This window comes from Rhizobium sp. UFLA01-1127 (assembly GCF_059803845.1).
The window spans coordinates 1-23,614 of record NZ_JAUQTZ010000098.1 but is presented as its reverse complement, the minus strand read 5'-3'; the positions used below and the strand labels follow the sequence as shown (position 1 = coordinate 23,614).

The 23,614-nt window shown below is 61.0% G+C and carries 29 protein-coding genes; 11 read left to right on the top strand and 18 right to left on the bottom strand.

Annotated elements, in window-relative coordinates:
• The 3 genes from Q4Q11_RS22145 to sdhC form a co-directional block, all read right to left on the bottom strand.
• Window positions 1–266, bottom strand: a 266-nt coding sequence (locus Q4Q11_RS22145; protein WP_498570815.1) for an FAD-binding protein, incomplete at its 3' end; no start/stop codon positions are given.
• Between the two features lie 7 nt (window positions 267–273).
• Window positions 274–654, bottom strand: coding sequence for a succinate dehydrogenase, hydrophobic membrane anchor protein (gene sdhD / locus Q4Q11_RS22140; protein ID WP_112504491.1), 381 nt, complete (start codon window positions 652–654; stop codon window positions 274–276).
• A gap of 65 nt (window positions 655–719) precedes the next feature.
• The gene (gene sdhC, locus Q4Q11_RS22135) at window positions 720–1,118 is read right to left on the bottom strand and encodes a succinate dehydrogenase, cytochrome b556 subunit (protein WP_112504493.1); all 399 of its coding nucleotides are present in this window, start codon (window positions 1,116–1,118) and stop codon (window positions 720–722) included.
• Between the two features lie 303 nt (window positions 1,119–1,421).
• On the opposite strand from sdhC, the gene Q4Q11_RS22130 reads away from it, so the two are divergent.
• Entirely contained in the window at window positions 1,422–1,823 is a 402-nt protein-coding gene (locus tag Q4Q11_RS22130; RefSeq protein WP_498570814.1) for a hypothetical protein, read from the top strand.
• 6 nt (window positions 1,824–1,829) lie between these two features.
• Here the strand turns inward: Q4Q11_RS22130 and Q4Q11_RS22125 are convergent, their stop codons facing one another.
• From Q4Q11_RS22125 to tsaD, 7 genes are all read right to left on the bottom strand, one after another.
• On the bottom strand, window positions 1,830–2,546 hold the full coding sequence (locus tag Q4Q11_RS22125) for a class I SAM-dependent methyltransferase (RefSeq protein WP_498570813.1): 717 nt from the start codon (window positions 2,544–2,546) through the stop codon (window positions 1,830–1,832).
• Complete coding sequence (locus Q4Q11_RS22120) at window positions 2,498–2,929, bottom strand: EVE domain-containing protein (RefSeq protein WP_113223449.1); 432 nt, start codon at window positions 2,927–2,929, stop codon at window positions 2,498–2,500. Before Q4Q11_RS22120 ends, Q4Q11_RS22125 begins: the two co-directional genes overlap by 49 nt.
• A gap of 3 nt (window positions 2,930–2,932) precedes the next feature.
• Window positions 2,933–3,226 carry a YciI-like protein gene (locus tag Q4Q11_RS22115; protein ID WP_112504501.1) on the bottom strand — a complete coding sequence of 98 codons (294 nt, stop codon included), beginning with the start codon at window positions 3,224–3,226 and terminating at the stop codon, window positions 2,933–2,935.
• A 66-nt stretch (window positions 3,227–3,292) separates the two neighbouring features.
• Window positions 3,293–3,724 (bottom strand): PIN domain-containing protein, encoded by a 432-nt coding sequence (locus tag Q4Q11_RS22110; protein WP_113215383.1) that lies wholly within the window; start codon window positions 3,722–3,724, stop codon window positions 3,293–3,295.
• Window positions 3,721–4,020, bottom strand: a complete 300-nt coding sequence (locus Q4Q11_RS22105) for a hypothetical protein (protein ID WP_112504505.1) — start codon at window positions 4,018–4,020, stop codon at window positions 3,721–3,723. Before Q4Q11_RS22105 ends, Q4Q11_RS22110 begins: the two co-directional genes overlap by 4 nt.
• Before the next feature lie 52 nt (window positions 4,021–4,072).
• On the bottom strand, window positions 4,073–5,062 hold the full coding sequence (locus Q4Q11_RS22100) for an NAD(P)H-dependent glycerol-3-phosphate dehydrogenase (RefSeq protein ID WP_498570812.1): 990 nt from the start codon (window positions 5,060–5,062) through the stop codon (window positions 4,073–4,075).
• Entirely contained in the window at window positions 5,059–6,156 is a 1,098-nt protein-coding gene (gene tsaD, locus Q4Q11_RS22095) for a tRNA (adenosine(37)-N6)-threonylcarbamoyltransferase complex transferase subunit TsaD (RefSeq protein WP_498570811.1), read from the bottom strand. Before tsaD ends, Q4Q11_RS22100 begins: the two co-directional genes overlap by 4 nt.
• 84 nt (window positions 6,157–6,240) lie before the next feature.
• Here tsaD and hemC point away from each other — a divergent pair, with 84 nt between their 5' ends.
• The 6 genes from hemC to Q4Q11_RS22065 all read left to right on the top strand — a co-directional run bounded on the left by hemC (window position 6,241) and on the right by Q4Q11_RS22065 (window position 12,319).
• Entirely contained in the window at window positions 6,241–7,170 is a 930-nt protein-coding gene (gene hemC / locus Q4Q11_RS22090; RefSeq protein WP_112504511.1) for a hydroxymethylbilane synthase, read from the top strand.
• Window positions 7,171–7,176: 6 nt separating this feature from the next.
• Complete coding sequence (locus Q4Q11_RS22085) at window positions 7,177–7,905, top strand: uroporphyrinogen-III synthase (RefSeq protein ID WP_112504513.1); 729 nt, start codon at window positions 7,177–7,179, stop codon at window positions 7,903–7,905.
• A 79-nt stretch (window positions 7,906–7,984) separates the two neighbouring features.
• Window positions 7,985–9,265: a COG4223 family protein gene (locus tag Q4Q11_RS22080; protein WP_498570810.1), complete on the top strand. Its 1,281-nt coding sequence runs from the start codon at window positions 7,985–7,987 to the stop codon at window positions 9,263–9,265.
• A 128-nt stretch (window positions 9,266–9,393) separates the two neighbouring features.
• Window positions 9,394–11,001, top strand: a complete 1,608-nt coding sequence (locus Q4Q11_RS22075) for a heme biosynthesis protein HemY (RefSeq protein WP_498570809.1) — start codon at window positions 9,394–9,396, stop codon at window positions 10,999–11,001.
• A gap of 114 nt (window positions 11,002–11,115) precedes the next feature.
• Complete coding sequence (locus tag Q4Q11_RS22070; protein WP_498570808.1) at window positions 11,116–11,601, top strand: tellurite resistance TerB family protein; 486 nt, start codon at window positions 11,116–11,118, stop codon at window positions 11,599–11,601.
• A complete protein-coding gene (locus tag Q4Q11_RS22065; RefSeq protein ID WP_498570816.1) occupies window positions 11,594–12,319 on the top strand; it encodes a glutamine amidotransferase in 726 nt (241 codons plus the stop codon). The genes Q4Q11_RS22070 and Q4Q11_RS22065 overlap by 8 nt, the downstream gene beginning before the upstream one ends.
• Before the next feature lie 17 nt (window positions 12,320–12,336).
• Here Q4Q11_RS22065 and Q4Q11_RS22060 read toward each other — a convergent pair whose 3' ends face one another.
• On the bottom strand, window positions 12,337–12,951 hold the full coding sequence (locus Q4Q11_RS22060; protein ID WP_498570807.1) for a poly-gamma-glutamate hydrolase family protein: 615 nt from the start codon (window positions 12,949–12,951) through the stop codon (window positions 12,337–12,339).
• 209 nt (window positions 12,952–13,160) lie between these two features.
• On the opposite strand from Q4Q11_RS22060, the gene Q4Q11_RS22055 reads away from it, so the two are divergent.
• Both Q4Q11_RS22055 and Q4Q11_RS22050 read left to right on the top strand, forming a co-directional pair.
• Window positions 13,161–13,484, top strand: a complete 324-nt coding sequence (locus Q4Q11_RS22055; RefSeq protein WP_112505309.1) for a YggT family protein — start codon at window positions 13,161–13,163, stop codon at window positions 13,482–13,484.
• The gene (locus tag Q4Q11_RS22050; RefSeq protein ID WP_112504523.1) at window positions 13,481–13,798 is read left to right on the top strand and encodes a DUF167 domain-containing protein; all 318 of its coding nucleotides are present in this window, start codon (window positions 13,481–13,483) and stop codon (window positions 13,796–13,798) included. The genes Q4Q11_RS22055 and Q4Q11_RS22050 overlap by 4 nt, the downstream gene beginning before the upstream one ends.
• Here the strand turns inward: Q4Q11_RS22050 and ppa are convergent, their stop codons facing one another.
• The 4 genes from ppa to Q4Q11_RS22030 all read right to left on the bottom strand — a co-directional run bounded on the left by ppa (window position 13,799) and on the right by Q4Q11_RS22030 (window position 17,978).
• Window positions 13,799–14,335: an inorganic diphosphatase gene (ppa, locus tag Q4Q11_RS22045; RefSeq protein WP_113214850.1), complete on the bottom strand. Its 537-nt coding sequence runs from the start codon at window positions 14,333–14,335 to the stop codon at window positions 13,799–13,801. It lies immediately after the preceding gene.
• A gap of 200 nt (window positions 14,336–14,535) precedes the next feature.
• The gene (locus tag Q4Q11_RS22040; RefSeq protein WP_112504527.1) at window positions 14,536–15,042 is read right to left on the bottom strand and encodes a GNAT family N-acetyltransferase; all 507 of its coding nucleotides are present in this window, start codon (window positions 15,040–15,042) and stop codon (window positions 14,536–14,538) included.
• 200 nt (window positions 15,043–15,242) lie between these two features.
• Window positions 15,243–17,060 (bottom strand): translational GTPase TypA, encoded by a 1,818-nt coding sequence (typA, locus tag Q4Q11_RS22035; RefSeq protein ID WP_112504529.1) that lies wholly within the window; start codon window positions 17,058–17,060, stop codon window positions 15,243–15,245.
• Window positions 17,061–17,294: 234 nt separating this feature from the next.
• Entirely contained in the window at window positions 17,295–17,978 is a 684-nt protein-coding gene (locus Q4Q11_RS22030) for a glutathione S-transferase family protein (RefSeq protein ID WP_113214851.1), read from the bottom strand.
• Between the two features lie 92 nt (window positions 17,979–18,070).
• On the opposite strand from Q4Q11_RS22030, the gene Q4Q11_RS22025 reads away from it, so the two are divergent.
• On the top strand, window positions 18,071–18,535 hold the full coding sequence (locus Q4Q11_RS22025) for a MarR family winged helix-turn-helix transcriptional regulator (protein ID WP_113336804.1): 465 nt from the start codon (window positions 18,071–18,073) through the stop codon (window positions 18,533–18,535).
• 75 nt (window positions 18,536–18,610) lie between these two features.
• On the opposite strand, the gene Q4Q11_RS22020 is transcribed toward Q4Q11_RS22025, so the two are convergent.
• On the bottom strand, window positions 18,611–20,674 hold the full coding sequence (locus Q4Q11_RS22020) for a M3 family metallopeptidase (RefSeq protein WP_498570806.1): 2,064 nt from the start codon (window positions 20,672–20,674) through the stop codon (window positions 18,611–18,613).
• Between the two features lie 88 nt (window positions 20,675–20,762).
• The gene (locus Q4Q11_RS22015) at window positions 20,763–21,404 is read right to left on the bottom strand and encodes a LysE family translocator (RefSeq protein ID WP_112504536.1); all 642 of its coding nucleotides are present in this window, start codon (window positions 21,402–21,404) and stop codon (window positions 20,763–20,765) included.
• Between the two features lie 161 nt (window positions 21,405–21,565).
• Between Q4Q11_RS22015 and Q4Q11_RS22010 the strand changes: the two genes are divergently transcribed.
• Window positions 21,566–22,048 carry a MarR family winged helix-turn-helix transcriptional regulator gene (locus Q4Q11_RS22010; protein ID WP_112504538.1) on the top strand — a complete coding sequence of 161 codons (483 nt, stop codon included), beginning with the start codon at window positions 21,566–21,568 and terminating at the stop codon, window positions 22,046–22,048.
• Between the two features lie 78 nt (window positions 22,049–22,126).
• Here Q4Q11_RS22010 and Q4Q11_RS22005 read toward each other — a convergent pair whose 3' ends face one another.
• Window positions 22,127–23,350, bottom strand: coding sequence for an argininosuccinate synthase (locus Q4Q11_RS22005; RefSeq protein WP_112504540.1), 1,224 nt, complete (start codon window positions 23,348–23,350; stop codon window positions 22,127–22,129).
• Window positions 23,351–23,614 lie beyond the last annotated feature (264 nt).

Genomic DNA, 23,614 nt, shown 5'->3' with positions numbered 1-23,614 from the left:
GTATCGTAGAGATGCCACTGCCAGCTGTCCGGGGTCATGTTGCGCAATGAAGCGGCGATGCCGCCCTGAGCGGCAACGGTATGCGAACGGGTGGGGAAAACCTTGGTGATGCAGGCGGTGCGGAAGCCCTGCTCGGCCATGCCGAGCGTGGCGCGCAGACCGGCGCCGCCGGCGCCGACGACGATCACGTCATAGGAATGATCGACATACTTGTAGGCTTTGCCGTTTTGAGCAGGCCCATTCTGAGCGGAGGAGTTCGGTGCCATGATGCGATTATCCTACGAACGCGATCTTCAGAATGGCGAAAAGACAGAGTCCCGCCACGACGACCGCGAAGAACGTGTTGAGCATGAGAAGGACGATCTTGGCAAATTCGCCATGAACATAATCCTCGATGATGACCTGCATGCCGATCTTCATGTGAATGAGAGCCGAGATCACCATCAGACCGAAGATGACGGCGACGATCGGGTTCGAGATCGCGTGCACGACTTCCGCGTAGGGCGCGCCGGCATGGATCATCAGGAAGATAACGAAGAAGAGAATGAGCGGAACATTGGCAACGGCGGTCAGGCGCTGGCGCCAGAAATGGTCGGTGCCTTCCTTGGCGGAACCGAGACCGCGGACTTTGCCCAGAGGAGTGCGCATATCCATGAGAAATATCCTTTAAAGCATGATCCCGAAATGCATCCAAACGCTTCCGGAAGCGATCACGCCGATCAACCCAGCCGGATGACGATGCCCACGATCCAGACCAGCGCGGTCAGACAGATCGAGGCGATGAGCGTGGCCTTGGCCATTTTGGTCGAGACGGCGGGATCGAAACCATACCCGAGATCCCAGACGAAGTGGCGCAGGCCGCCGATCATATGGTGCAGCAGCGCCCAGGTGTAGCCGAGCAGGATGATGCGGCCGATGATCGAGCCCAATATCCAGTTGACCAGATCGAAATAGCCCTGACCGGTCGCCGCGGCGATCAGCCACCAGGCAACCAGCACCGTGCCGAAGTAGAGCGCGCCACCCGTAATGCGGTGGACGATCGACATGACCATGGTGGGGATGGGTTTGTAGATTTGCAGATGCGGCGACAAAGGCCGGTTTTGTGTGACGTTCGCCATCAGAACCTCGCGGCGTTACGATACGCTTGAAACCCGATATCCGGGGCAACGCGCGCGCAGGGAAAATGCAGTGTGCGTTGCATCATTGCGACCATTAATCGCCGAAATGCCTATCGACAAGCACAATTGACGCCTGCATCGAATTTAATCGATTCGGACCCCTCTGCACTTTAGCGAGCAAGCAGCAACGGACTTCCCATTCCGGGCCATTTACCATTTCATCAACCCTGACGTGGACTTCGCACCGGTCTTGGGGCAATCTGTCGTTAAGATTTCATTAACCGACCGAAGCGGGGACGAATCATGAGACTGCATCTTTTGAAGGCAGCGGCGCTCGTTCTGGCAGCAGCCGCAGCTCTTTCCTTCACGCCGGCATCGGCGGGCGACTATCGCCATTGGCACCACCGCGATCACTCCGGCCTCGTGCGGCTGCACCAGCTTTCCGAACCGCAAGGCACCAGACAGCAGCAGCCGGCAAGGATCGTGTTCATGGAGCGGCGCGACGCCGCAAGCGCCGGCACCTATGCCGGTTCGGCCGATGTCTATCGGGCCGATCGCGGCACCTATGTTATCGGCTATGGCGGCTACGATCCTTATGCCCGCCCTGCCGCGACGCTGCCGAGACCACGAGCGAAGGTCATCGACGTCCGTTATGCCGCCAATCCCTGTTCGTACGAAGCAGGTGTCTGCGTCATCCGCCACTGACGATTCTCAACCGGCGAGAAACCGCCAGACTGTGGTCTTCTTGACTTCGCTGTCTTCCAGCGCCCGCGTCACCGGCACCTGATAGGTTGTCTGCGCCTCGAGACGCTCCTTGGGAAGATAGGCCCTACCTGGATCGCCGACCAGCACGGCCTTCCCCTCGCCCGCCAACTGTCGCAGCCATGGAACAAGGCTCGCAGCAAAATCGCGATCGTAGAAAACATCGCCGGCAAGAATGACGTCCGCATCCACGGCCTGTCCGATAATATCCTCCCCGGAGAAATCCAGGGCCACACCATTTTCGAGAGCATTGAGCCGAATCGCCGTACCCGCCCAGGGATCGATATCGACGGCAAGCACATGGGCGGCACCCGCCCGCTTGGCCGCAATAGCGACAAGCCCGGAACCGCTGGCAAAATCCAGCACATTTCTGCCGGCAACGATCTCCGGATGATCAAGGACGTGGCGGGCCAGGCCCTGGCCGCCCGCCCAGGCAAAGGCCCAGAAGGGTGGCGGCAGGCCGATTTCCTCAAGCTCCTCTTCCGTTTTCAGCCACAGCTCATGCGCCTCGCCCGCAAGACGCAGCCGGATTTCCGGCACATGCGGCGGCGCCATGAGGCTGGTATTGGCAAGGATGAAGCTTTCGGGATCGGTTTTCACGAGGTCCTTCAGCGAGATCAGACCGGCGGATTGTCCAGGCCGCCCATGCGGCAGACTTCGAGCCATTCGCCATCCGTCACCGGCTGCACCGAAAGCCGCATGGAGGTGACGAGCGCCATCTGTGAAAGCTTCGGGTTGGCCTTGATATCCTTTAGGGTCACCGGCTTCGGCACGTCGCGGACGGCGCGGATATCGACGCATTCCCAGCGCGGATCGTCCTTGGCGGTCGAATCCGGATGTGCGAGCGCACAGACCTCGACGATGCCGACGACCTCGAGCCCGTCATTGGAGTGATAGAAGAAACCCTTGTCGCCGATTTGCATGGCCCGCATGTTGTTGCGGGCAAGATAGTTGCGCACGCCGGTCCACTCGGTTCCCTTTTCCCCGGCATCCTTCTGCTGCTGCCAGGACCAGGAGGACGGCTCGGATTTGTAAAGCCAGTGTGCCATTGCTCATGCCTCGGGATTGTTGAAGACCCAGTTGAACGGCTTGACCTCGACGTTCTCGAACAGGCCGGCCTTCGCATATGGATCCGCATCGGCAATCGCCTTGGCCGCCTCGACGCTCTCGGCATTGACGACGACGAGACTGCCGTTCGGCTTGCCGTCTGCGTCGAGAAACGGACCCGCCATCTTCAGCGTCCCTTCGGCATTGAGCTTGTTCAGATGCTCCAGATGCGCCGGGCGCGTCTCCATGCGAACATTCAGATGACCGGGCTTGTCCTTGCAGACAAAGGCGAACAGCATGATTGGGCTCCTAGGTAAATCGGAAATGATGGTAGGGACGAATAAAGCTTCGATCACGAGAGGTCATCACATTTCTGCACGAAGAGGATTGATGATATCGAGACCCCAGAAATCCGCTTCATTATGCGTGGCGATAACGCACTCGTTCGCAATGGCAACCGAAGCAATCAACATGTCCATAGGGTCGCGTTGTCTGCCCGCAACCCTGCCATCGGCCATGAGCTGTGCCCAAATCAAGGCAGCATTTTCGTCGAAGGAAAGAATGCGTCCGGCAAAATATGCCAATGGTCCCTGCCTGCCGAGAAACCATGCTTCAAGGTCATCGCGTTTGCGTCCCGCCGGCATGATCAGGATGCCGCGCCGAATTTCGGCAATCGTGGACGCTGCTATAAAAAGATCGTCATCCACCTGGTCCTCCAACCAACGTGCAAGATGGGGCGACGGCTCAGGTCTGATTGTATTGCTGATAATGTTCGTATCGAGCAAATAGCGTGTCAAAGATCAATCTCGCGCACTTTGCCCTTCACCCTTTCAAGATCGAGGTCCGCTCCGACAAGCGGTGAGCTGCGCAGCCAGGCATAAACCCCGCCCTTCTTCGGCGACTCTCCTGCAACGGTCTTCGTCAGAACATCGCGAATATGCGCCGACTCCGCCCCGCCTTCAGCCAACCGCCGCGCCATTTCTCTGATGAGAGCCTTATCCTCATCCAGCCCCAGCACCTCGAATCGCTTCAGACCGCGCTCGCCGAGGCGAGAGCGGTAGTTCTGGACTGCGCGCTTTTGCGAGCTGCTCATCATGGCCTCCTATATATCCAGTAATATATCCAGAGCGGCAACGCTATTCAAGCTATTCCGTGGTGATCGGCCGCGTCATCAATTGTCCGATGGCGGCCGTTATGTCGAGCGTGCCGTCGATGATGGCGGAAACCGCCTCGGTGATCGGCATATCGACGCCGATTTCGCGAGCCAGCCGCGCAGCGATAGAGGCCGCATAGGCGCCTTCGACCAGCGTGCCGTGCGTCGGATCAACCGTTTCTCCCTTGCCAAGGGCTATGCCGAATCGCAGGTTGCGGGACTGATGGCTGGTGGCCGTCAGCACGAGATCGCCAAGTCCTGAAAGCCCGCGTACCGTTTCAGCCTTGCCGCCCTTGGCCGCGACGAAGCGCGACATTTCGGCAAGGCCGCGGCTGATCAGCGCCGCCCGCGCGGAATCGCCGATACCGCGGCCCTCGACGATGCCGCAGGCGATCGCGAGGACATTCTTCAAGGCACCGCCGAGTTGCACGCCGATGCGGTCATCCGAAGCATAGAGGCGGAAAGTGGGACCGGAAATCGCCTGGGCGAGCCTTTCGGCGACCGCCATGTCGGCTGCGGCGATCGCCATGGCGGTCGGCAATCCCTTGGCGATGTCGGCGGCAAAGCCAGGCCCGGAAAGCACGGCGATGGCATGCTGCGGCAGCTCGCGCTCCAGCATATCGGTCAGGAGATCGCCTGAGACCTTGTCGATCCCCTTCGCGCAGGTGACGACGACGGCATCCTTGGCGAGATAAGGCCCATAATGGCGGGCAGCATCGGCCTGCGCCTGCGAAGGCATGGCAAAAAGGACGATGCCGGCATCGGAAACGGCATCCGGCCCGGCCGAAAACTGCAGCGAATCAGGCAGCTCGATCCCGGGCAACACGGCATCATGCATGCGATCGGCGGCGAGATCCGCCATCAGCCTTGCATTGCGGCCGACGAGCGTCACCTCGCTGCGGCCGGTCAGCGCGATGACGGCGGCAAGCGCCGTGCCGAAAGCGCCGGCGCCGATGACTGCAATCCGCTCTTTGCCGCTCATGCCTTCGCTCCTCGTTTGCCGTGACCGAGCAGGGTCTCCGCCTTCTGATCCAGCGGCCAGCGCGAGCGCGGCTGCACATCGAGATCGTCAGGCACCGCCCCCGTCGCCATGCGCTCCAGTCCCGCCCAGGCGATCATGACGGCGTTATCAGTACACAATCTCAATGGCGGCGCGATGAAGCGGAAGCCATTGACGTCGCAAAGCTCCTGTAGCGTGCGGCGCAGCTCGAGATTGGCGGCAACGCCGCCTGCCACCACGAGAGACGGCTTTTCCTCAATCTTTGGAAATTCCGTCTTGAAGCGCTGCAGGCCGCGGCCGATCCGGTCCTTCAGCGTGCGCGAGATCGCCTTCTGGAAGGAGGCGCAGATATCGGCAATATCCTGCTCGGTGACAGGCGCAATGGCCGTCGCCGCCTGCCGTACCGCCGTCTTCAGGCCGGAAAAGGAAAAATCGAGGCGCGTCTCGCCAACCAGCGGTCGCGGCAGATCGAAGCGGTCCGGATTGCCGTTTTTCGCCGCCGCCTCAACAGCCGGACCGCCGGGATAGGGCAATCCGAGGAGTTTCGCCGTTTTGTCGAAGGCTTCGCCCAGCGCATCGTCGATGGTCGTGCCCCAGCGCTCATATTCCCCGACGCCGCGCACCAGGATCAACTGGGTGTGGCCGCCGGAAACGAGGAGCATGAGGTAGGGAAAGGCAAGTCCGTCCGTCAGCCGCGCCGTCAGGGCATGGCCCTCCAGATGGTTGATGGCGTATAATGGCTTGCCTGTCGCCCGCGAGATCGCCTTGCCGGTCATCAGCCCGACGAGCAGACCGCCGATGAGGCCGGGGCCGGAGGTGGCGGCAATGGCATCGACGTCAGAGAGCGACACATTGGCACGTTTCAATGCTTCGTCGATCAGCGTATCCAGCGCTTCGACATGCGCCCGTGCAGCGATTTCCGGCACCACGCCGCCATAGGCGCTATGCTCGTCCAACTGGCTAAGGACGACATCGGAGCAGACCGTGGGCATGCCGTCATCCCGGCGCTCGACAATGGCCGCGGCGGTTTCGTCGCAGCTTGTTTCGATGCCGAGAATACGAAGAACGGATGCCATGGAGAAAGTTCGTTGCCTACAGGTCGATTGCGGTAAAGCGGAAATATGGTTACGGGAATTGTCGGTAACAACGGATCAAAGCGGATGCAAACAAAACCTTTCCGGATCGGCACGCGCGGCAGCCCGCTGGCGCTCGCCCAGGCGCACGAGGCACGCGACCGCCTGATGGCTGCGCACGGCCTTCCGGAGGAGATGTTCGAGATCGTCGTGCTCACCACCAAGGGCGACCGCATCACCGACCGTTCGCTGGCGGCGATCGGGGGCAAGGGCCTGTTCACCGAAGAGCTGGAACAGAAGCTGACGTCGGGCGAACTCGACTTCGCCGTGCACTCCGCCAAGGACATGGCCACGAAGCTGCCGAACGGCCTGGCATTGACCGCCTATTTGCCGCGCGAGGATATTCGCGATTCCGTCATCGGCCGCACCGCGCCGAAACTGATCGAGCTGCCGCATGCTGCCACCGTCGGATCGGCCTCGCTCCGTCGCCAGGCGCTGATCCGCCGTCTGCGCCCCGATATCAATGTCATCACGTTTCGCGGCTCGGTTCAGACGCGCCTGCGCAAGCTGGAAGAAGGACAGGCCGACGCGACCATGCTGGCCCTCGCCGGCCTCAAGCGGCTCGGCATGGTCGAGGTCATCACCGATATCCTCGACCCGGACGAATTTCCGCCCGCACCCGCACAAGGCGCGATAACGATCGAAAGCCGCATCGACGATAAGAGGCTGAACGATCTGCTCGCCGCCGTGAATGACGCGGCGACCTTCGATGCCGTTTCCTGCGAACGCGCTTTCCTGGCGGCGCTCGACGGCTCCTGCCGCACACCGATAGCCGGCTACGCAGTTTGTGAGGGCGATCATCTGCGCTTCTTCGGCATGATTCTCACTCCCGACGGCAAGCAGACGCACACGACCACCATCGAGGGCCACCGGCGCGATGCCGAGGCGTTGGGGATCAACGCCGGTCAGGCAATCCGCGCCGAGGCCGGCAGCACCTTTTTCGAAGACTGGACCTGACACGGGATGCGCGTCGTCGTCACCCGCCCTCGGCATTCGGGTGAACGCACCGTGCGGCGGCTGGCGCAGATGGGACACGAGCCGCTGCCGCTGCCGCTGGCCGAACCCATCCACCATGTCAAGGAAGCAGGACGGGCACTGCAGGAAACGCAGGGCGCCATTGCCATCACCAGCGCCGAGGCAATCCGCGCGCTTGCACCGCTAGGCCCCGATCTCAAGCCCCATCTTGCCCGGCCGCTCTTTGCGGTGGGGAAGGCAACGGCCAAGGCGGCAGCGGGCCTCGGGTTTGGCAATATCGCCATGTCCGAAGGCGGCGGCACCGAGCTTGCCGCCCTGATTTCCAGTCAACCTGCCGGGCTGAACGATGAGCCCCTCCTCTATCTCGCCGGCTTTCCCCGCGCTGCCGGCTTTGAAGCCGGATTGACGGAACTGCATCTGCCGTTCCGCGTGGTCGAGTGCTACCGCATGCGGAATATCGTCCCGGATGACGCCGTTCTTCGCCGGCTTTTCGCCGACGCCCATGCGGATGCCGTGCTGTTTTATTCTCATGAGACGGCCAAACGCTTTTTCAGCCTGCCCTTCGTCCAGCACAACCCGGACGATTTTGCCGAAACGCGGTTCCTCTGTTTGAGCCAGGCCGTTGCGGAAGCGGTTCCCCCCCCGATGCGTTTGCAGGTCGATATCGCCGACATGCCGAACGAAGACCGGCTTCTGGCGCTTCTGATCCATGCGTAGCGCCGCAATTTTGATCTAAGGTCTTTCCATATTCATCTTGTCTGTCTAACTTCGCTGCAGCGCATGAAAAGAGGACCTCATGGTATCGCGAATACCGCCTAACCATTCGAAGCCCAACGATGAACCGGTCACGCTCGACTTGGAAGCCGAAAAAACTGCGCAGGACGCAGCCCCTGAAGATATGACCAGGCCCGGCCGCGGTGAGCTTGGCGGTTCTCGAGCCGACGACATGAAAAAGCCGCTCGAAACGGGCTTTGAAACGGACAGGGAACCGCTTCGCGAGGAATCTCAGGAGCCGCCCGCCCGCGAAACCCTGGAAGAGCCGCAAACGGCGGCGCAGCAGGCCGATCCCCCGCCTTCCCATACCGAGCCTTCACCGCAGCCGGCGTTCAGCGGAGGTTCGACGTCCGGCCTTATCGCAGCCGGCATCGTCGGTGGTCTGATCGCGCTCGTCGGCGCCGGCGCCTTGCAATATGCCGGCTTTCTGCCTGGCGGGCGGGCCGCCAGGAACAGTTCCGCCGATATCGCAGCACTGAATGCGGAGATCGATGGCCTCAAGCAGAGCGTGGCCAATCTCGCCACCGCACCAGCGGCAAAGCCCGACGAGACACTTGCAGCCCGGGTGGCGGCGCTCGAGACGAGTGCGGCGAACGGCGCCTCGGCAGGTGGATCGGGCGGAGCTGCAAATCCTGCTTCCGACCAGAGGATCGCTTCGCTGACCGGTGAAGTCGAACAGCTGAAGGCGGATCTCGGCAAGGCAACCCGGAGCCAGGCGACTTCCGACGCCGAAGTCAGCAAGCGTCTCGACGACGCCGAAAAGAAGCTGAGCGGGCCGAGCCAGGAGAGCGCCGTTGCCCGGGCCATAGCCGCTGCCGCGCTGAAGGCGGCCATCGACCGGGGCGGCCCTTTCCGGCCTGAGCTCGACACATTTGCCAATGTAGCGCCGGACGATCCGGCCGTTGCCGATCTCAGGAACTTCGCCCAGACCGGCGTTCCCTCCCGGGCCGATCTGATCCGCCAGGTTTCCGACGTGGCAACGGCAATCGCCGCAACCGCACAGGCCGACGATCCCAACCAAAGCTGGAGCAGCCGCCTGATGTCGGGCGCCAAGTCGCTGGTGCAGGTCCGCCCGGTCGGCAATGTCCCCGGCGACAGCCTCGATGCCATCGCCGCCCGCTTCGAGGACAAGGTGAAGAATGGCGACCTGCCGGGCGCGCTGACGGAATGGAACAGCCTGCCCGACGCAGCCAAATCGGCGTCGGCCGCCTTCAAGCAATCGCTCGAGGCCCGAATCCGCGTCGAGGATCTGGTAAGCGACGCCCTATCGAAGGCGATCGCCAATACCGGGAAGCAGAACTAGAGCATGATGCCGAAAAGTGGGAGCGGTTTTCGGACGACATCATGCTCTACCTATTTGATTTTAGAGCGGATTCATATTTTAGATCGTTTCGATCTAAAATCATCCGGCTCTAATGACGGAGCGCGGGAATGATCAGACTGCTTATCTTCGCCATTCTCGTCCTGGCTCTCGGCTATGGCTTTTCCTGGCTGGCCGACCGCCCCGGCGATCTCTCGCTCGTATGGAGCGGCCAGCTTTATCAGACGAAGCTCATCGTCGCCGCCGCGATCCTCATCGCGCTCGTCGCCGCGGTCATGATCCTCTGGTGGTTCGTGCGGCTGGTATGGACCTCGCCGCACTCCGTCACCCGCTATTTCCGTGCCCGCAAGCGTGACCGCGGCTATCAGGCGCTGTCGACGGGCCTCATCGCCGCCGGTGCCGGCAATGCGCTGCTCGCCCGCAAGATGGCGGCCCGTACCCGCGGCCTCATCCGCGCCGATCAGGAGCCGCTCATCAATCTGCTAGAAGCCCAGGCCGCCTTGATCGAAGGCAAGCATGACGAGGCTCGCCAGAAATTCGAGCTGATGGCCAATGATCCCGAAACGCGCGAACTCGGACTGCGCGGCCTCTATCTCGAAGCCAAGCGCCTCGGCGCACACGAGGCTGCACGGCAATATGCCGAAAAGGCTGCCGACCAGGCTCCCTATCTGCCCTGGGCGGCGCAGGCGACGCTGGAATATCGCAGCCAGGCCCGTCGCTGGGATGACGCCATCAAGCTTCTCGACCAGCAGAAGGCCGCTCATGTCATCGACAAGGAGACCGCCAGCCGCCAGCGCGCCGTACTTTTGACGGCACGCGCCACCGACAGGCTCGAGAGCGATCCAGCCGGCGCCCGCGACGACGCATTGGCAGCCTTGAAGCTCGTTGCCGATTTCGTGCCCGCGGCATTGATCGCGGCCAAGGCCCTGTTCCGCGAAGACAAGGTGCGCAAGGCCGCCTCCATGCTCGAACAGGTCTGGAAGGCGCATCCGAATCCCGAGATCGGCAAGGCCTATGTCCGTGCCCGCAGCGGCGATTCCGTCACCGACCGCCTGAAGCGGGCCGAACGGCTGGAAGCCATCCGCCCGAACAATGTCGAAGCGCTGCTGCTGACGGCAAAGGCCGCGATGGATGCCGGCGATTTCGCCAAGGCCCGCGCCAAGGCCGAGGCCGCCGCTCGGATCGATGCGCGCGAAGGCGCTTTCCTGCTTCTCGCCGATATCGAGGAGGCAGAAACCGGCGATCAGGGCCGCGTCCGTCACTGGATGGCGCAGGCCTTGCGCGCCCCGCGCGATCCGGCCTGGGTCGCCGATGGTTTCATATCGGAAAAATGGCTGCCGCTGTCGCCGGTCACGGGCCGTCTCGACGCTTTCGAATGGAAGGCTCCCTTCGGCCAGATCGAAGGCCCGGTCGAAGAGGGTTCCACCGCATCGGTCGATGCGGCGCTGAAGTCGCTCCCGCCGATGCGGGAGACCGCCTCCGCAACCGCGGCAGAGACGCCGAGTTCACCGAAAGTTGCATCGCCGGCGCGTGATGCTTATGTCATGGAACTGGAACCCGCGACGGCAAAGTCCGCGCAAAGCGCATCCGAAGCAGCGCCAAAGCCGGCGCAGCAGGAGCCGGACCCCCGGCCCTTCTTCGGCGGCGCGCCGGACGATCCGGGCGTGAAGGACCGCAAACTTGAACCGGAACCCAAGACACGGCTCAAGTTGTTCTAAAGCATTTCCAGGAAAAGTGCGTAGCGGTTTTCCGTTCGGAATTGCATGAAAATAAGAAGATGGAGCATGGTGCCCCAAGAACCTTGTTCGACTTGTTTTTGAGAATGGATACGGATGTTCGAGCGCTTTCAGGAATTCCTTCATAACCTGACCCAGGACCACTCCAGATCCGGCTTTGCGCCCGACGACCCGCGCGTGGCGGTGGCTGCACTCTGCATTCAAGTCATGGAAGCGGATGGCAAGATCGAAAACAGCGAGAAAAAGCGTCTGCGCAAGCTGCTGAAGGAGCAGTACGGCCTCGATGGCCGCAAGCTCGACGCGCTGATCGCTGCCGGCGAAGTGGCTGAAAGCGAAGCGGTCGACTACTATCGCTTCACCTCGGATCTGAAGCGTCATCTCGACGGCGCCCAGCGGCTCGAACTGCTCGGTATTCTCTGGGATATCGTCTATGCCGATGGCGAGCGCAGCGAGATGGAGGACCATGCCATCTGGCGCATCGCCGACCTCATGGGCATTTCCGATCGCGAGCGCATCATGAAGCGTCAGGAAGCCGCCGCCCGCGTACCGGGCTCCAGGCTGGAGACCGGCAATGATGATTGAAGCAGCGAAAGGCGCAGGCAGACCCATTTTGGTCGTGCTCCACCAGGAGCGCTCCAGCCCGGGTCGTGTGGGCCAGATGCTGCTGGATAAAGGCTTCGATCTCGACATTCGCCGCCCGGTGCTTGGCGACCGCCTGCCTTCGACGCTCGAGGCACATGCCGGCGCGGTCGTCTTCGGCGGCCCGATGAGCGCCAATGATCCGGACGAATTCGTCAGGACGGAGACCGAATGGCTGAAGGTTCCGCTAAAGGAAAACCGGCCCTATCTCGGCATCTGCCTTGGTGCGCAGCTGCTCGCCCGCCATCTCGGCGCCAAGGTCAAGGCGCGCGACGACGGCAAGACCGAGATCGGCTGGTATGAGCTGCAGCCGACGGAAAAGGGCCGGCTGCTGATGCGCTGGCCGCAGATGGTCTATCATTTCCACCGCGAGGGTTTCGAATTGCCGCACGGTGCGGATCTGCTGGCGACGGCCGAGACCTATCCCAACCAAGCCTATCGCTACGGCGCCAATGCCTGGGGTCTGCAGTTCCACGCCGAACTTACCCGCGCCATGATGCAGCGCTGGGTCGTGCATGGCGAACATCGCTTCTGCATGCCGAATGCCCAGCAAGGCCGCGAGCATCTGGAAGGCCGCATGATCTTCGACGCCGCACTCAAGGCTTGGCTGTCGGAATTCCTCGATCTCGTCTTCGAGGGCAAGCAGGCGATGGCGGCCTGAAACAAGCCGGACCGCCTTTACGAAAGCGCGAGATCGAATTCAGCAATGGCGTCACGAACTGCTCCCGCATAGCGCCCCAGCTTTTCCGCCTCCGCCATAAGCGCATCCCGCATGCTTCTCGGGATTTCGAGCTGGATACCGGCCTGCCGCTTGCCGCGATTGCAGATATTGCCGGCGGAGGCTCCCGAAAGGGTCTCGCCTTTCGCTCTTATGGCGGCAGCAAAACCGATACAGTGCAACGCCTCTGCCATCCGGTCGCGAAGCGGCAGATCAAGGCCGCCGATCCAGCTTGTCTCCGGATCATCCCGATTTGTCCGCCCATGAATAGCGGCGACGATCAATGAATTGGCCACCAGACCGTTTGCTAACGGTTCATCGAAATTTTCGGAGATGATGTGCAGCTCGTGATGAAGCCTTAGCGGGTCGAGTCCCTCGAAACGATAGAGAGAAAACGTCTCACCAGCAATCGCTAGCGCGATCTCGGATGTGGCCGGCTCGATGAAGCCGCCATGGGGAGCGATGATGGCGACATGCGACGATCTATCTTCGATGTGGATGCGATAGTCGACGCCCTCGGTTTCATGCTTGCAAAGCACCAAAAACGAACTGTATCGGTCCGGCAGCCTTGTCATCTCGCACTCCTCAAGGCAGCTGTGTCTCGCCCTCGGGCGTATTCAGGCGTCGATCTGGCAAAGCCGCGGCAAACCGGTCCCGCTTGGGGAAACGACGCGGAATGACGCGTCCCGACACGGCAGCCGGCGCAGTCGCAAAACCCGCCTCTTAAACATGATTCAACATGCTTCGGAGCATGGGACTTGCCCGTTCAGCCGCCAATGTCTACATGTCTGTCAACCGCGAATTGGAGACAGACATGCTTGCCCTATTTCAAACCATTGATCTGGCTTTGAATCTTTATACCTGGATATTGATCGCCAGCGCCATTTTTTCCTGGCTTTATGCATTCAACGTCATCAATTCGAGCAATCAATTCGTCAATTCCGTCGGCCACTTCCTTTATGCGGTCACCGAACCGGCCCTGCGGCCGATCCGCCGCATCCTCCCGGATCTCGGCGGCATCGATATTTCGCCGGTCATCCTGCTCTTGATCATCTTCTTCATCCGCTCGCTGATGTGGAATTCGATCGTTCCTTTGTTCCTTCGGTGAGCAAGCCCTGGCAGGCCTTTCCGGATCATGTCAGGCTTTCCGTGCGGCTCACGCCCAATGGCGGGCGTGACGCGATCGATGGGCTCGAAACCGGCAGCGACGGCGACTGCTATCTGAAAGCGCGCGTTTCGGTGGCGCCGGAGAAGGGCAAGGCCAACAAGGCATTGATCGGCCTGCTTTCAAAGAGCCTCGGCATTCCCAAATCCACGCTTGCCCTTGTCAGCGGCGACACGGCGCGCAAAAAAATCCTCCGGATCGAGGGCGAGCCGGAGGATTTGGTGAGAAGGCTTTGCGCCATAACGGAAGGCGGCTGATTAGGCCTTGATATTCTTGGCCCGTTCGATGGCTTCGACAATGAGCTGGCCGGCTTCCTTGGAGCCCTTCCAGCCGAAAATCTTGACCCACTTGCCGGGCTCCAGATCCTTGTAGTGCTCGAAGAAGTGCTCGATCTGCTTCAGCGTGATCTCGGGCAGGTCGGTATATTCCTTGACCTTGTCGTAGCGCATCGTCAGCTTCGGCCCGGGAACGGCGATGATCTTCTCGTCCTTGCCGGAATTGTCTTCCATCATCAGCACGCCGATCGGGCGGACATTGATGACGCAGCCCGGCACCAGCGGGCGGGTATTCGCGATCAGAACGTCGATCGGGTCGCCATCGTCGGAGAGCGTGTGCGGAACGAAGCCGTAATTGCCCGGATAGGTCATCGGCGTGTAGAGGAAACGGTCGACGACCAGCGTGCCGGCCTCCTTGTCCATCTCGTACTTGATCGGATGACCGCCGACCGGCACTTCAACGATGACGTTGACGTCTTCGGGCGGGTTCTTGCCAATGGAAATCGCGTCGATACGCATGCTTGTCCCCTAGATAAGGATGGTTGCCGCCAGCCAAATAATAGGTTTCATGCCGCAACGCAACAACGCATCGGGAAAGAGGCGGATTTACCGCATGATTCCTTAAACCGGAAACGATTTAAGGACAGAATTATGCAGCGGATTTAAAGCGCTGCTGCGCCCCATTGCGCTCATATGACGCGCGGCGCTCCAGGTGCCGCTCAGGGCCAGACGAAGCCGATCTTGCGCAGCTGCCTATGATCGAAGGTTTCGATGCCCTCGCAGAAATCCGCGCCGCCCTGACCTCGATAGAAGCGGTAGGCATTCTCGTTTTCCTCGAGGCACCAGACGACCAGTCCCTTGCAGCCGAGCGACTTCAAGAGCCTCCGCGCCTCGCCGAACAGCATGCGCCCGAGACCCAGTCCCTGATATTGCGGGCGCAGATAGAGTTCGTAAATCTCGCCTTCCTGCGGCAGCGCGCGGGCACGATTGAGGCCGAGCGTGGCGTAACCGGCAACCTCGCCGGCAACGTCCAGAACCAGAAGCGTCGCCGGCCCGCTGGTCGCCTTGCGCCACCAGGCTTCGCCGCGGCGCTCGATCATCTGGCCGAGAGCGCGATGCGGAATGATGCCGGCATAGGTGTACTGCCACGACTGGCGGTGCACCTCCGAAATGGCCCGGGCATCATGGGGTTCTGCCCGCCGAACATCGATCGACAACGTCTTCATAACGTCTACTCTGGTCTCGCCAACGCGAATTAACCATCCTCATTCATAAAGATGGCAGTTTTGCCCACAGGCTTTATCCGTGGACGATCAAAAAAAATTAACGACTTTTTAACCTTTAGGACAAGGGCTCAAAAACCGAACGCACAAATAAAAACCCCGGCACGATGGCCGGGGTCGAATGGTCCGTAGCGATACGGCTATCAGGCCAGACGGGCCTTCTCGAAGCGCTTGCGCTCGTTCGGATCGAGATACATCTTGCGCAGGCGGATCGACTTCGGGGTTACTTCCACCAGCTCATCGTCCTGGATCCAGGACAGCGCACGGTCGAGCGTCATGCGGATCGGCGGCGTCAGCTTCACGGCTTCGTCCTTGCCGGCGGCGCGGATGTTGGTGAGCTTCTTGCCCTTCAGCACGTTGACTTCGAGGTCGTTGTCGCGCGAGTGAATGCCGATGATCATGCCAGCATAGACCTTCTCGCCGGCATCGATGATCATCGGGCCGCGGTCTTCCAGGTTGAACAGGGCGTAGGCCACGGCTTCGCCGGCTTCGTTGGCGAGCAGCACGCCGTTCACACGGCCGCCGATTTCGCCCTTGTACGGCTGGTAGTCATGGAACAGGCGGTTCATGACGGCGGTGCCGCGCGTGTCGGTCAGAAGTTCCGACTGGTAGCCGATGAGGCCACGCGTCGGTGCCAGGAAGACGAGGCGGACGCGGTTGCCGCCAGAAGGACGCAGCTCGGACATTTCTGCCTTGCGCTCGGACATCTTCTGCACGACGATGCCGGAATGCTCTTCATCGACGTCGATGACGACTTCTTCGATCGGCTCGAGCAGCTGGCCGCTCTCGTCCTTGTGCATGACGACGCGCGGACGCGAGACGGCAAGCTCGAAGCCTTCGCGGCGCATGGTTTCGATGAGAACTGCGAGCTGCAATTCGCCACGGCCGGAAACGTAGAACGAATCCTTGCCTTCGGCTTCTTCGATCTTCAGCGCAACGTTGCCTTCGGCCTCCTTGAAGAGACGGTCGCGGATGACGCGCGAGGTGACTTTGTCGCCTTCGGTGCCTGCATAGGGGCTGTCGTTGACGATGAAGGACATCGTGACGGTCGGCGGGTCGATCGGCTGGGCGACCAGCGGCTCGGTGACCTGCGGATCGCAGAAAGTATCGGCGACCGTGCCCTTGGAAAGGCCGGCGATGGCGACGATGTCGCCTGCCTGCGCTTCTTCGATCGGCTGGCGCTCGATGCCGCGGAAGGCGAGGATCTTGGAGATACGGCCGGTTTCGATGAGGTTGCCGTCGGCACCCAGAACCTTGACGGCCTGGTTCGGCTTGATCGAGCCGGAATGGATACGGCCGGTGATGATGCGGCCGAGGAAGGGGTTGGCTTCCAGGATCGTGCCGATCATGCGGAACGGACCTTCGCCGACGGTCGGCTCGGGAACGTGCTTGACGACGAGATCGAGAAGCGGGCCGAGGCCTTCTTCCTTCGGACCTTCGGGCGAATAGTTCATCCAGCCGTTACGGCCGGAACCGTAGAGGATTGGGAAGTCGAGCTGCTCGTCGGTGGCGTCGAGATTGGCGAAGAGATCGAAGACTTCGTTGATGACTTCGTCGGCGCGGGCATCCGGACGGTCGATCTTGTTGATCGCAACGATCGGGCGCAGGCCGACTTTCAGCGCTTTGCCGACGACGAACTTGGTCTGCGGCATCGGGCCTTCGGCAGCATCGACGAGAACGATCGCGCCGTCCACCATCGAGAGAATGCGCTCGACTTCGCCGCCGAAGTCGGCGTGGCCGGGGGTATCGACGATGTTGATGCGGGTGTCTTTCCAGACGACCGAGGTCGCCTTGGCGAGAATGGTGATGCCGCGTTCCTTTTCCAGATCGTTGGAATCCATGACGCGTTCGGCAACGCGCTGGTTCTCGCGGAAGGAGCCGGACTGCTTCAGGAGCTCGTCGACGAGGGTGGTTTTCCCATGGTCAACGTGCGCGATGATCGCGATGTTGCGAAGTGCCATATGTCTTAATCTCTGAGGCTGGGGCGCAGTGTCTAGTAAACACGCCAATTGCATTTGGCGCGCTCATACCCTTTTTTTCGCGCTTGCGAAAGGGGGGAGGCAAGAAAGCAGCGGTTAGCCCGCGTTTCGTGCCTCGGGAACGCATCAACCTCGCAATCGCGGTGAAGGCTCTCGTTCTGCCCTGCCGCCAACATCAAGGGCTGCGCCTGCCTTCTACGGGACGTCGCCGGTCCGTCAGGCGGCGCGCTTCAACAGCCAAGCGTCATGGTTCACCAGGAAAACCTTGAGGCGATCCGCATAGTCGTGCGTCACCGCGTCTCGCACGCTCTGCCGCGGAGCCAATTCCGTGCGCCATGCCGTGACACGCCGCAGCCTGTCGAAAACGCCGGTCGGTGTGATGGTATCGAACACGTCAAAATAACGGAAGATCGGCGCGAAGACCGCATCGATCAGGCTGAATGCTCCTCCGGCGAAAAAGGGGCCATCTTTCAACTCCGCCTCGACGCGAGCGAACTTATCGACCAGCGCCTTCCGCTTTGCCTCATAGGTTTCCGCATCTTTGGCGGTCTCAAATCCCCACAGCTCCGAAAGGATGGAAGAGCCGAATTCCATCCAGCCGCGATGTCGGGCACGCTCCAGCGGATCGGCCGGATGAAGCCGTAGTCCGGATTGGGTTTCCTCGAGATATTCGCAGATCACAGCGCTCTCGAACAAAACCGTTTCCACCCCATCATCCTGCCGCACGATCAAGAGCGGCACCTTACCGAGCGGGGAAATGGCCAGAAACCAATCTGGCTTCGCCGACAGATCGACATAACGGATCTCAAAAGGCGTGCCCTTTTCGGCAAGGGTGATGGCGGCTCGCTGGACGTAGGGGCAGAGGTGATGGCTGATGAGAACCAATTTCGTATCGGGCATGATCGCATCTCCGGAAGTCTTCGGTCGATATAGATGTAATTGCATCTATATCCGGACTTGCCAGTGCGGTCAATATAGATGTAATTGCATTCATGTCCCATTATTCAGATGCCCAGGCCTCGCCACCCTCGCCCGCCGTCACGCGAGCATGGGTGCGCCTCATGCGCACTCAACAGATCGTCCTTGCGGCGATCGAGCATGATTTGAAGGCAGCTGGCCTGCCGCCACTCGGCTGGTACGACGTGCTATGGGAGCTGGCGCAGGCCATGGAAGGAAAGTTACGGCCCTACGAGATTGAGGAGCGCACGCTTCTCGCCCAGCATAATCTGTCCCGCCTACTCGACCGGATGGAAAAGGCCGGTCTTGTTCATCGTGAAATATTCTTCGAGGACGGCCGAGGCCGCTGGGTCGTTATCACCGAAGCAGGAAGCGCCATGCGCAGCCGCATGTGGGCAGTCTATGCCTCGGCACTTCAGCGCCATGTGGGCGATAAGCTGGACGATGCGCAAGCCGGCCAATTGGCTGAGCTGTTAGCTTTGCTTTCGCGTAAATCCTGATTGAGCGGGAAAGATCAGTTCAGTCGCCAAAGTTTACTTTGGCGACTGAGTTTTGCCGCGTACCGAACGCAAAGATCAGGCCGCCAGGCCCTTCTTCTTCAGCATCGCATCCGGGCTCGGCAGCTTGCCGCGGAATGCCTTGTAGGCATCTTCCGGATCGATCGAACCGCCAACGGAGTAGATGTTGCCTTTGAGTTTCGCAGCCATGTCGGGGTTGAAGGCATCGCCGGTTTCCTCGAAAGCAGCGAAGGCATCGGCATCGAGCACTTCCGACCACATGTAGGAATAGTAGCCGGCCGAATAGCCGTCGCCGGAAAACACATGCTGGAAGTGCGGTGTCGCATGGCGCATAACGACGGATTTCGGCATGCCGATCTCGGTAAGAACCTCCCCCTGAACCGCCATGGGATCCTCGACGGCTCCGCGGGTGTGGAAGGCCATGTCCACGAGAGCCGAGGAGGTGAACTCGACCGTGTTGAATCCGGCGTTGAAGGTACGGGCCGCCAGAACCTTGTCGAGCAGCGCCTGCGGAATCGGGGCGCCGGTCTCGTAGTGGATGGCATATTCCTTGAGGATGGCGGGGACGGTCAGCCAATGTTCATAGAGCTGCGATGGCAATTCGACAAAGTCGCGGGAAACGCCGGTGCCGGAAACCGAGGGATAGGTGACGTTGGAAAGCATGCCGTGCAGCGCATGGCCGAACTCGTGGAACAGCGTGCGCGCATCGTCGAGCGACAGCAGCGCCGGTCGGCCTTCCGCCGGCTTGGCGAAGTTGCAGACATTGTAGATGATCGGCAGTTCGCCGACATGGCCGTTCTTCAGCGGCAGCTTGTGCTGCGACTGGAACGAACTCATCCAGGCGCCGGAACGCTTCGAACTGCGGGCGAAGTAATCGCCGAGGAAGAGGGCGACGAGCTTGTCGGAGCGGTCGCGGATTTCGAAGACGCGCACATCCGGATGATAGGCGGGAACGCCCTTCTGCTCGACAGCCTTGATGCCGAACAGGCGGCCGGCGACATCGAAACAGGCGGCGATGATCTTTTCCAGCTGCAGATAAGGCTTCAGCTCCGTTTCGGAGAAATCGAACTTCCGCGTCCGAATTTTTTCGGCATAGTGCCGCCAGTCCCAGGGCATGACCTCGTGATTGCGGCCCTCTTCGGCGATCAGCGCCGCAATATCCTTTTCTTCCTCTGCCGCGCGCGCAGCCGCTTTTGTCCACACGGTCATCAGAAGATCGTTCACCGCTTCCGGTGTCTTCGCCATGGTGTTGTCGAGCTTGAGCCCGGCGAAATTGGCATAGCCGAGCAGCTTTGCCTTCTCCGCTCTCAAGGCCAGAGTCTCGCGAATGATTTCACGGTTGTCTGTCTTGCCGCCATTGGCGCCACGCGCCACCCAGGCGTTAAAAGCCTGCTCGCGCAGGTCGCGCCGTTCGGAAGACGTGAGGAAAGGTTCGATGATCGAGCGCGACAGGGTGACGGCATATTTGCCCTCGTCGCCGCGTTCGCGCGCAGCCGCCGCCATCGCCTCGCGCAGATAGTCGGGAAGTCCGGCGAGATCGGCCTCTTCCGACAGCAGCAGCGCCCAGCTCTTTTCGTCCGCCAATACATTCTGGCCGAATTGCGCGCCAAGGCCGGCAAGCTTCTCGTTGATGGCAGACAGGCGTTCCTGTTCAGCCTTCGGCTGCTTGGCGCCCGCTTTGACGAAGCCCTTCCAATGGCGCTCCAGCACGCGGGTTTCCTCCAGCGTCAGTCCAAGCGCATCCCGGCTCTCCCAGAGCGCGTCGAGGCGGGCAAAGAGTGCCGCATTTGTGCCGATCTTCGAATAATGCCGCGCCATCTTCGGCGCAATCTCGCGCTCGAGCGCCTGGATGGTCTCGTTGGTGTGCGCACCCGCCTTGTTCCAGAAGAGCGCCGAAATACGCGACAGCTCGTCGCCGGCGATCTCAAGCGCCGTCACCGTGTTGGCGAAGGTTGGTGCCTCGCCATTGCCGGCAATCGCATTGATCTCGGCCTCATGCGATGCAAGCGCCGCGTCGAAGGCGGGAGCGAAATCCGTATCCTTCACCGCATCGAAACGCGGCAGCCCCTGATGTCCGGTCCATTCGGTGAGCGCGGGATTGACGGCGGTAAGGGAAGACATGCACGGCATCCTTTCGACAGACATCTGGTCGAAGCACGATATAAGGCCACCCCCGCCGAATTGGTATGGCGGGAGCCGAACAAATTGGTCAGGCCCTGCGCCAGCCGAACAGGCCGGGCGTCGCATGCCAGAGCGCCTGCGCCGCAAACCCCATGAAGAGCACGCCGGAACAGCGCACGATCAGGCGCTCATGCGCGCGATAGAAACGCCGCACCGCGCTCGCTCCGATGACGCTGATCAGAATAAGGTCGGCCGTTATGAAACCGGCGAAGGAAACAGCCAGCAGCAACGGCAGCGCGCTGAAGGTCAGCGCACCGGCCGAACCCGCGACGAGAGCCGTGAATGTCGCAAGCGCCACGGGATATCCCTTCGGATTGGTCACCCCGAAGATCAGCCCGCGACGGAAAGGACGGTCGACGTTGACGAGCGACTTGCCATCCCCTTTCGGTTTGGCGGTCACGGCATTCCAGCCGATCCAGGCGAGATAGAAGCCGCACAGCAATCCGAGCAGGTCGAAGACGAAGGTGCCGATGGTCTTGGCGCCGACGATGGCGACCAAGGCGAGCGTTGACCAGACAAGATCGCCCAGCAGATGACCGCTGACGAAGAATGCCCCCGCCTTGCGCCCCTGCCCGGCACCGATACCGAGCAAAGCCAGGAAAGCAGGCCCCGGAATGAGCACATAGAAAAGCGCGGCGAGAAAGGCGCCGGCAACGAGTGATTGTGTCATGATGAGTCGTCCCGCTGGTGATCGCGCGAGAGTAGCAATCCGCCGAAATCGGTCAAGCGGGTGTTCGTTTTGAAACTGAAGAAGTCATTGTGTTCGCGGGGCGGAATCAATAAGAACATGGTGGGGCCTCAAAATTGAAGAGCGTAGGTAGGGAAACGCTGATGAACAGCAGGATTAATACGGACTCGCTCGCTTTCCTTGTAAGCGACTGCGCCCGACTGATCAGGACTGCCTTCGAGCGACGCATTCTTGTCGCCGGGCTCGGGTTGACGGCGGGTGAAGCGCGCACGCTGATGCAGGTTGCCGCCATCAACGGCAGCCGCCAGCTCGACATCGCCTCCAGGATGGGGTTGGAGCCGATGACCGTTAGCGCCTTTCTGGACAAGTTGCAGGCACGCGGCCTGATCGAACGCCAGCCCGATCCGCTCGACCGCCGCGCCAAGCGGATCGTGCTCTCGGAAGCTGCCGACGCGAAGCTTCGGCAGATCGACAGGGAAGTCTGCGAAGTCGAACGCAACGCGACGCAGGGTTTCGACAAGGAGCTGCAGATGCAGTTGCACGATGCGCTCTGCTCGTTCCGCAGCAATCTGCAAAAGGCCGAGGTGCCTGCGGAAGTCGAACGTGAATTGAGGCCGGTGGAATAATTCCAGGCCGGCACTTCCACAAAATGCAAGGCCCGCCTCCGATGACCGGAAGCGGGCCTTTTCGTATCCGGATATCCGTTATTTCGAGAGGTTGCGCTTGGCGAGCGTGCGCAGGCGCAGGGCATTGAGCTTGATGAAGCCTGCCGCATCCTTCTGGTCGTAGGCGCCCTTGTCGTCCTCGAAGGTGACGAGCTTGTCGGAATAGAGCGACTTCGGGCTTTCGCGGCCGGTGACCATGACATTGCCCTTATAGAGCTTCAGCGTCACTTCGCCTTCGACATGCTCCTGGCTCTTGTCGATGAGAGCCTGCAGCATTTCGCGTTCCGGCGAGAACCAGAAGCCGTAATAGATCAGCTCGGCATAGCGCGGCATCAGCTCGTCCTTGAGGTGCGCGGCACCACGGTCGAGCGTGATGGATTCGATGGCGCGGTGCGCTGCGAGCAGGATCGTGCCGCCGGGGGTCTCGTAGACGCCGCGCGACTTCATACCCACGAAGCGGTTCTCGACAAGATCGAGACGGCCGATGCCGTTGTCGCGTCCATACTCGTTCAGCTTCGCAAGCAGCGTCGCCGGGCTCATGCGCTGGCCATCGATCGAAACGGCATCGCCCTTTTCGAAGCCGACCTTGATGATGGTGGCCTTGTCGGGAGCAGCTTCCGGCGAGATCGTGCGCATGTGCACATACTCGGGCGCTTCCTGCGACGGATCTTCCAGAACCTTGCCCTCGGACGAGGAGTGCAGCAGGTTGGCGTCGACGGAGAACGGCGCTTCGCCCTTCTTGTCCTTGGCAACCGGGATCTGGTGCTTCTCGGCAAATTCGAGCAGGTCGGTGCGGCTCTTGAACGACCAGTCGCGCCAGGGAGCGATGATCTTGATGTCCGGGTTCAGCGCGTAGGCCGAAAGCTCGAAACGAACCTGGTCGTTGCCCTTGCCGGTCGCGCCATGCGCGATGGCATCGGCGCCGGTCTTCCTGGCGATATCGATGAGATGCTTGGAGATCAGCGGGCGGGCGATCGACGTGCCGAGCAGGTAGACGCCTTCGTAGACGGCATTGGCGCGGAACATCGGGAAGACGAAATCGCGCACGAATTCTTCGCGCACATCCTCGATATAAATTTCCTTGATGCCGAGCATCTCGGCCTTCTTACGCGCCGGCTCCAGCTCTTCGCCCTGTCCGAGATCGGCGGTGAAGGTGACGACTTCGGCGCCCAGCTCCGTCTGCAGCCACTTCAGGATAATCGAGGTGTCGAGACCGCCAGAATAGGCGAGAACGACTTTCTTCACGTCTTTATGTGATGCCATGGTGAGTTCCGTTTCAACGCGAGCCACGGGAAAGGCCCGCAAACCTGTATCGCGGAACTTTTAGCGAGATTATCGTGAGGCGCAAGGAAAAGTGCGAGTGGGGCGCGTCCCAGGACAGCGTCAGAGATGAGCGCCGATATTCATCCGCCGATGCAGGATGTGGATGATCGTGACCGTTTGGGCGCCATCCTTATAGTTAATGAAATGTGCGCCGGAGGCGAGAGCGAGATAGTCTCGTTTGATGCCGCTGACTTTGCGACCGCG

What these genes read in the sequence shown, in the direction of transcription:
- sdhD (WP_112504491.1), bottom strand. Translation starts at nt 654, where the DNA reads ATGGATATGCGCACTCCTCTGGGCAAAGTCCGCGGTCTCGGTTCCGCC.
- sdhC (WP_112504493.1), bottom strand. Translation starts at nt 1,118, where the DNA reads ATGGCGAACGTCACACAAAACCGGCCTTTGTCGCCGCATCTGCAAATC.
- Q4Q11_RS22130 (WP_498570814.1), top strand. Translation starts at nt 1,422, where the DNA reads ATGAGACTGCATCTTTTGAAGGCAGCGGCGCTCGTTCTGGCAGCAGCC.
- Q4Q11_RS22125 (WP_498570813.1), bottom strand. Translation starts at nt 2,546, where the DNA reads ATGGCTCGAAGTCTGCCGCATGGGCGGCCTGGACAATCCGCCGGTCTG.
- Q4Q11_RS22120 (WP_113223449.1), bottom strand. Translation starts at nt 2,929, where the DNA reads ATGGCACACTGGCTTTACAAATCCGAGCCGTCCTCCTGGTCCTGGCAG.
- Q4Q11_RS22115 (WP_112504501.1), bottom strand. Translation starts at nt 3,226, where the DNA reads ATGCTGTTCGCCTTTGTCTGCAAGGACAAGCCCGGTCATCTGAATGTT.
- Q4Q11_RS22105 (WP_112504505.1), bottom strand. Translation starts at nt 4,020, where the DNA reads ATGAGCAGCTCGCAAAAGCGCGCAGTCCAGAACTACCGCTCTCGCCTC.
- Q4Q11_RS22100 (WP_498570812.1), bottom strand. Translation starts at nt 5,062, where the DNA reads ATGAGCGGCAAAGAGCGGATTGCAGTCATCGGCGCCGGCGCTTTCGGC.
- tsaD (WP_498570811.1), bottom strand. Translation starts at nt 6,156, where the DNA reads ATGGCATCCGTTCTTCGTATTCTCGGCATCGAAACAAGCTGCGACGAA.
- hemC (WP_112504511.1), top strand. Translation starts at nt 6,241, where the DNA reads ATGCAAACAAAACCTTTCCGGATCGGCACGCGCGGCAGCCCGCTGGCG.
- Q4Q11_RS22085 (WP_112504513.1), top strand. Translation starts at nt 7,177, where the DNA reads ATGCGCGTCGTCGTCACCCGCCCTCGGCATTCGGGTGAACGCACCGTG.
- Q4Q11_RS22080 (WP_498570810.1), top strand. Translation starts at nt 7,985, where the DNA reads ATGGTATCGCGAATACCGCCTAACCATTCGAAGCCCAACGATGAACCG.
- Q4Q11_RS22075 (WP_498570809.1), top strand. Translation starts at nt 9,394, where the DNA reads ATGATCAGACTGCTTATCTTCGCCATTCTCGTCCTGGCTCTCGGCTAT.
- Q4Q11_RS22070 (WP_498570808.1), top strand. Translation starts at nt 11,116, where the DNA reads ATGTTCGAGCGCTTTCAGGAATTCCTTCATAACCTGACCCAGGACCAC.
- Q4Q11_RS22065 (WP_498570816.1), top strand. Translation starts at nt 11,594, where the DNA reads ATGATTGAAGCAGCGAAAGGCGCAGGCAGACCCATTTTGGTCGTGCTC.
- Q4Q11_RS22060 (WP_498570807.1), bottom strand. Translation starts at nt 12,951, where the DNA reads ATGACAAGGCTGCCGGACCGATACAGTTCGTTTTTGGTGCTTTGCAAG.
- Q4Q11_RS22055 (WP_112505309.1), top strand. Translation starts at nt 13,161, where the DNA reads ATGTCTGTCAACCGCGAATTGGAGACAGACATGCTTGCCCTATTTCAA.
- ppa (WP_113214850.1), bottom strand. Translation starts at nt 14,335, where the DNA reads ATGCGTATCGACGCGATTTCCATTGGCAAGAACCCGCCCGAAGACGTC.
- Q4Q11_RS22040 (WP_112504527.1), bottom strand. Translation starts at nt 15,042, where the DNA reads ATGAAGACGTTGTCGATCGATGTTCGGCGGGCAGAACCCCATGATGCC.
- typA (WP_112504529.1), bottom strand. Translation starts at nt 17,060, where the DNA reads ATGGCACTTCGCAACATCGCGATCATCGCGCACGTTGACCATGGGAAA.
- Q4Q11_RS22030 (WP_113214851.1), bottom strand. Translation starts at nt 17,978, where the DNA reads ATGCCCGATACGAAATTGGTTCTCATCAGCCATCACCTCTGCCCCTAC.
- Q4Q11_RS22025 (WP_113336804.1), top strand. Translation starts at nt 18,071, where the DNA reads ATGTCCCATTATTCAGATGCCCAGGCCTCGCCACCCTCGCCCGCCGTC.
- Q4Q11_RS22020 (WP_498570806.1), bottom strand. Translation starts at nt 20,674, where the DNA reads ATGTCTTCCCTTACCGCCGTCAATCCCGCGCTCACCGAATGGACCGGA.
- Q4Q11_RS22015 (WP_112504536.1), bottom strand. Translation starts at nt 21,404, where the DNA reads ATGACACAATCACTCGTTGCCGGCGCCTTTCTCGCCGCGCTTTTCTAT.
- Q4Q11_RS22010 (WP_112504538.1), top strand. Translation starts at nt 21,566, where the DNA reads ATGAACAGCAGGATTAATACGGACTCGCTCGCTTTCCTTGTAAGCGAC.
- Q4Q11_RS22005 (WP_112504540.1), bottom strand. Translation starts at nt 23,350, where the DNA reads ATGGCATCACATAAAGACGTGAAGAAAGTCGTTCTCGCCTATTCTGGC.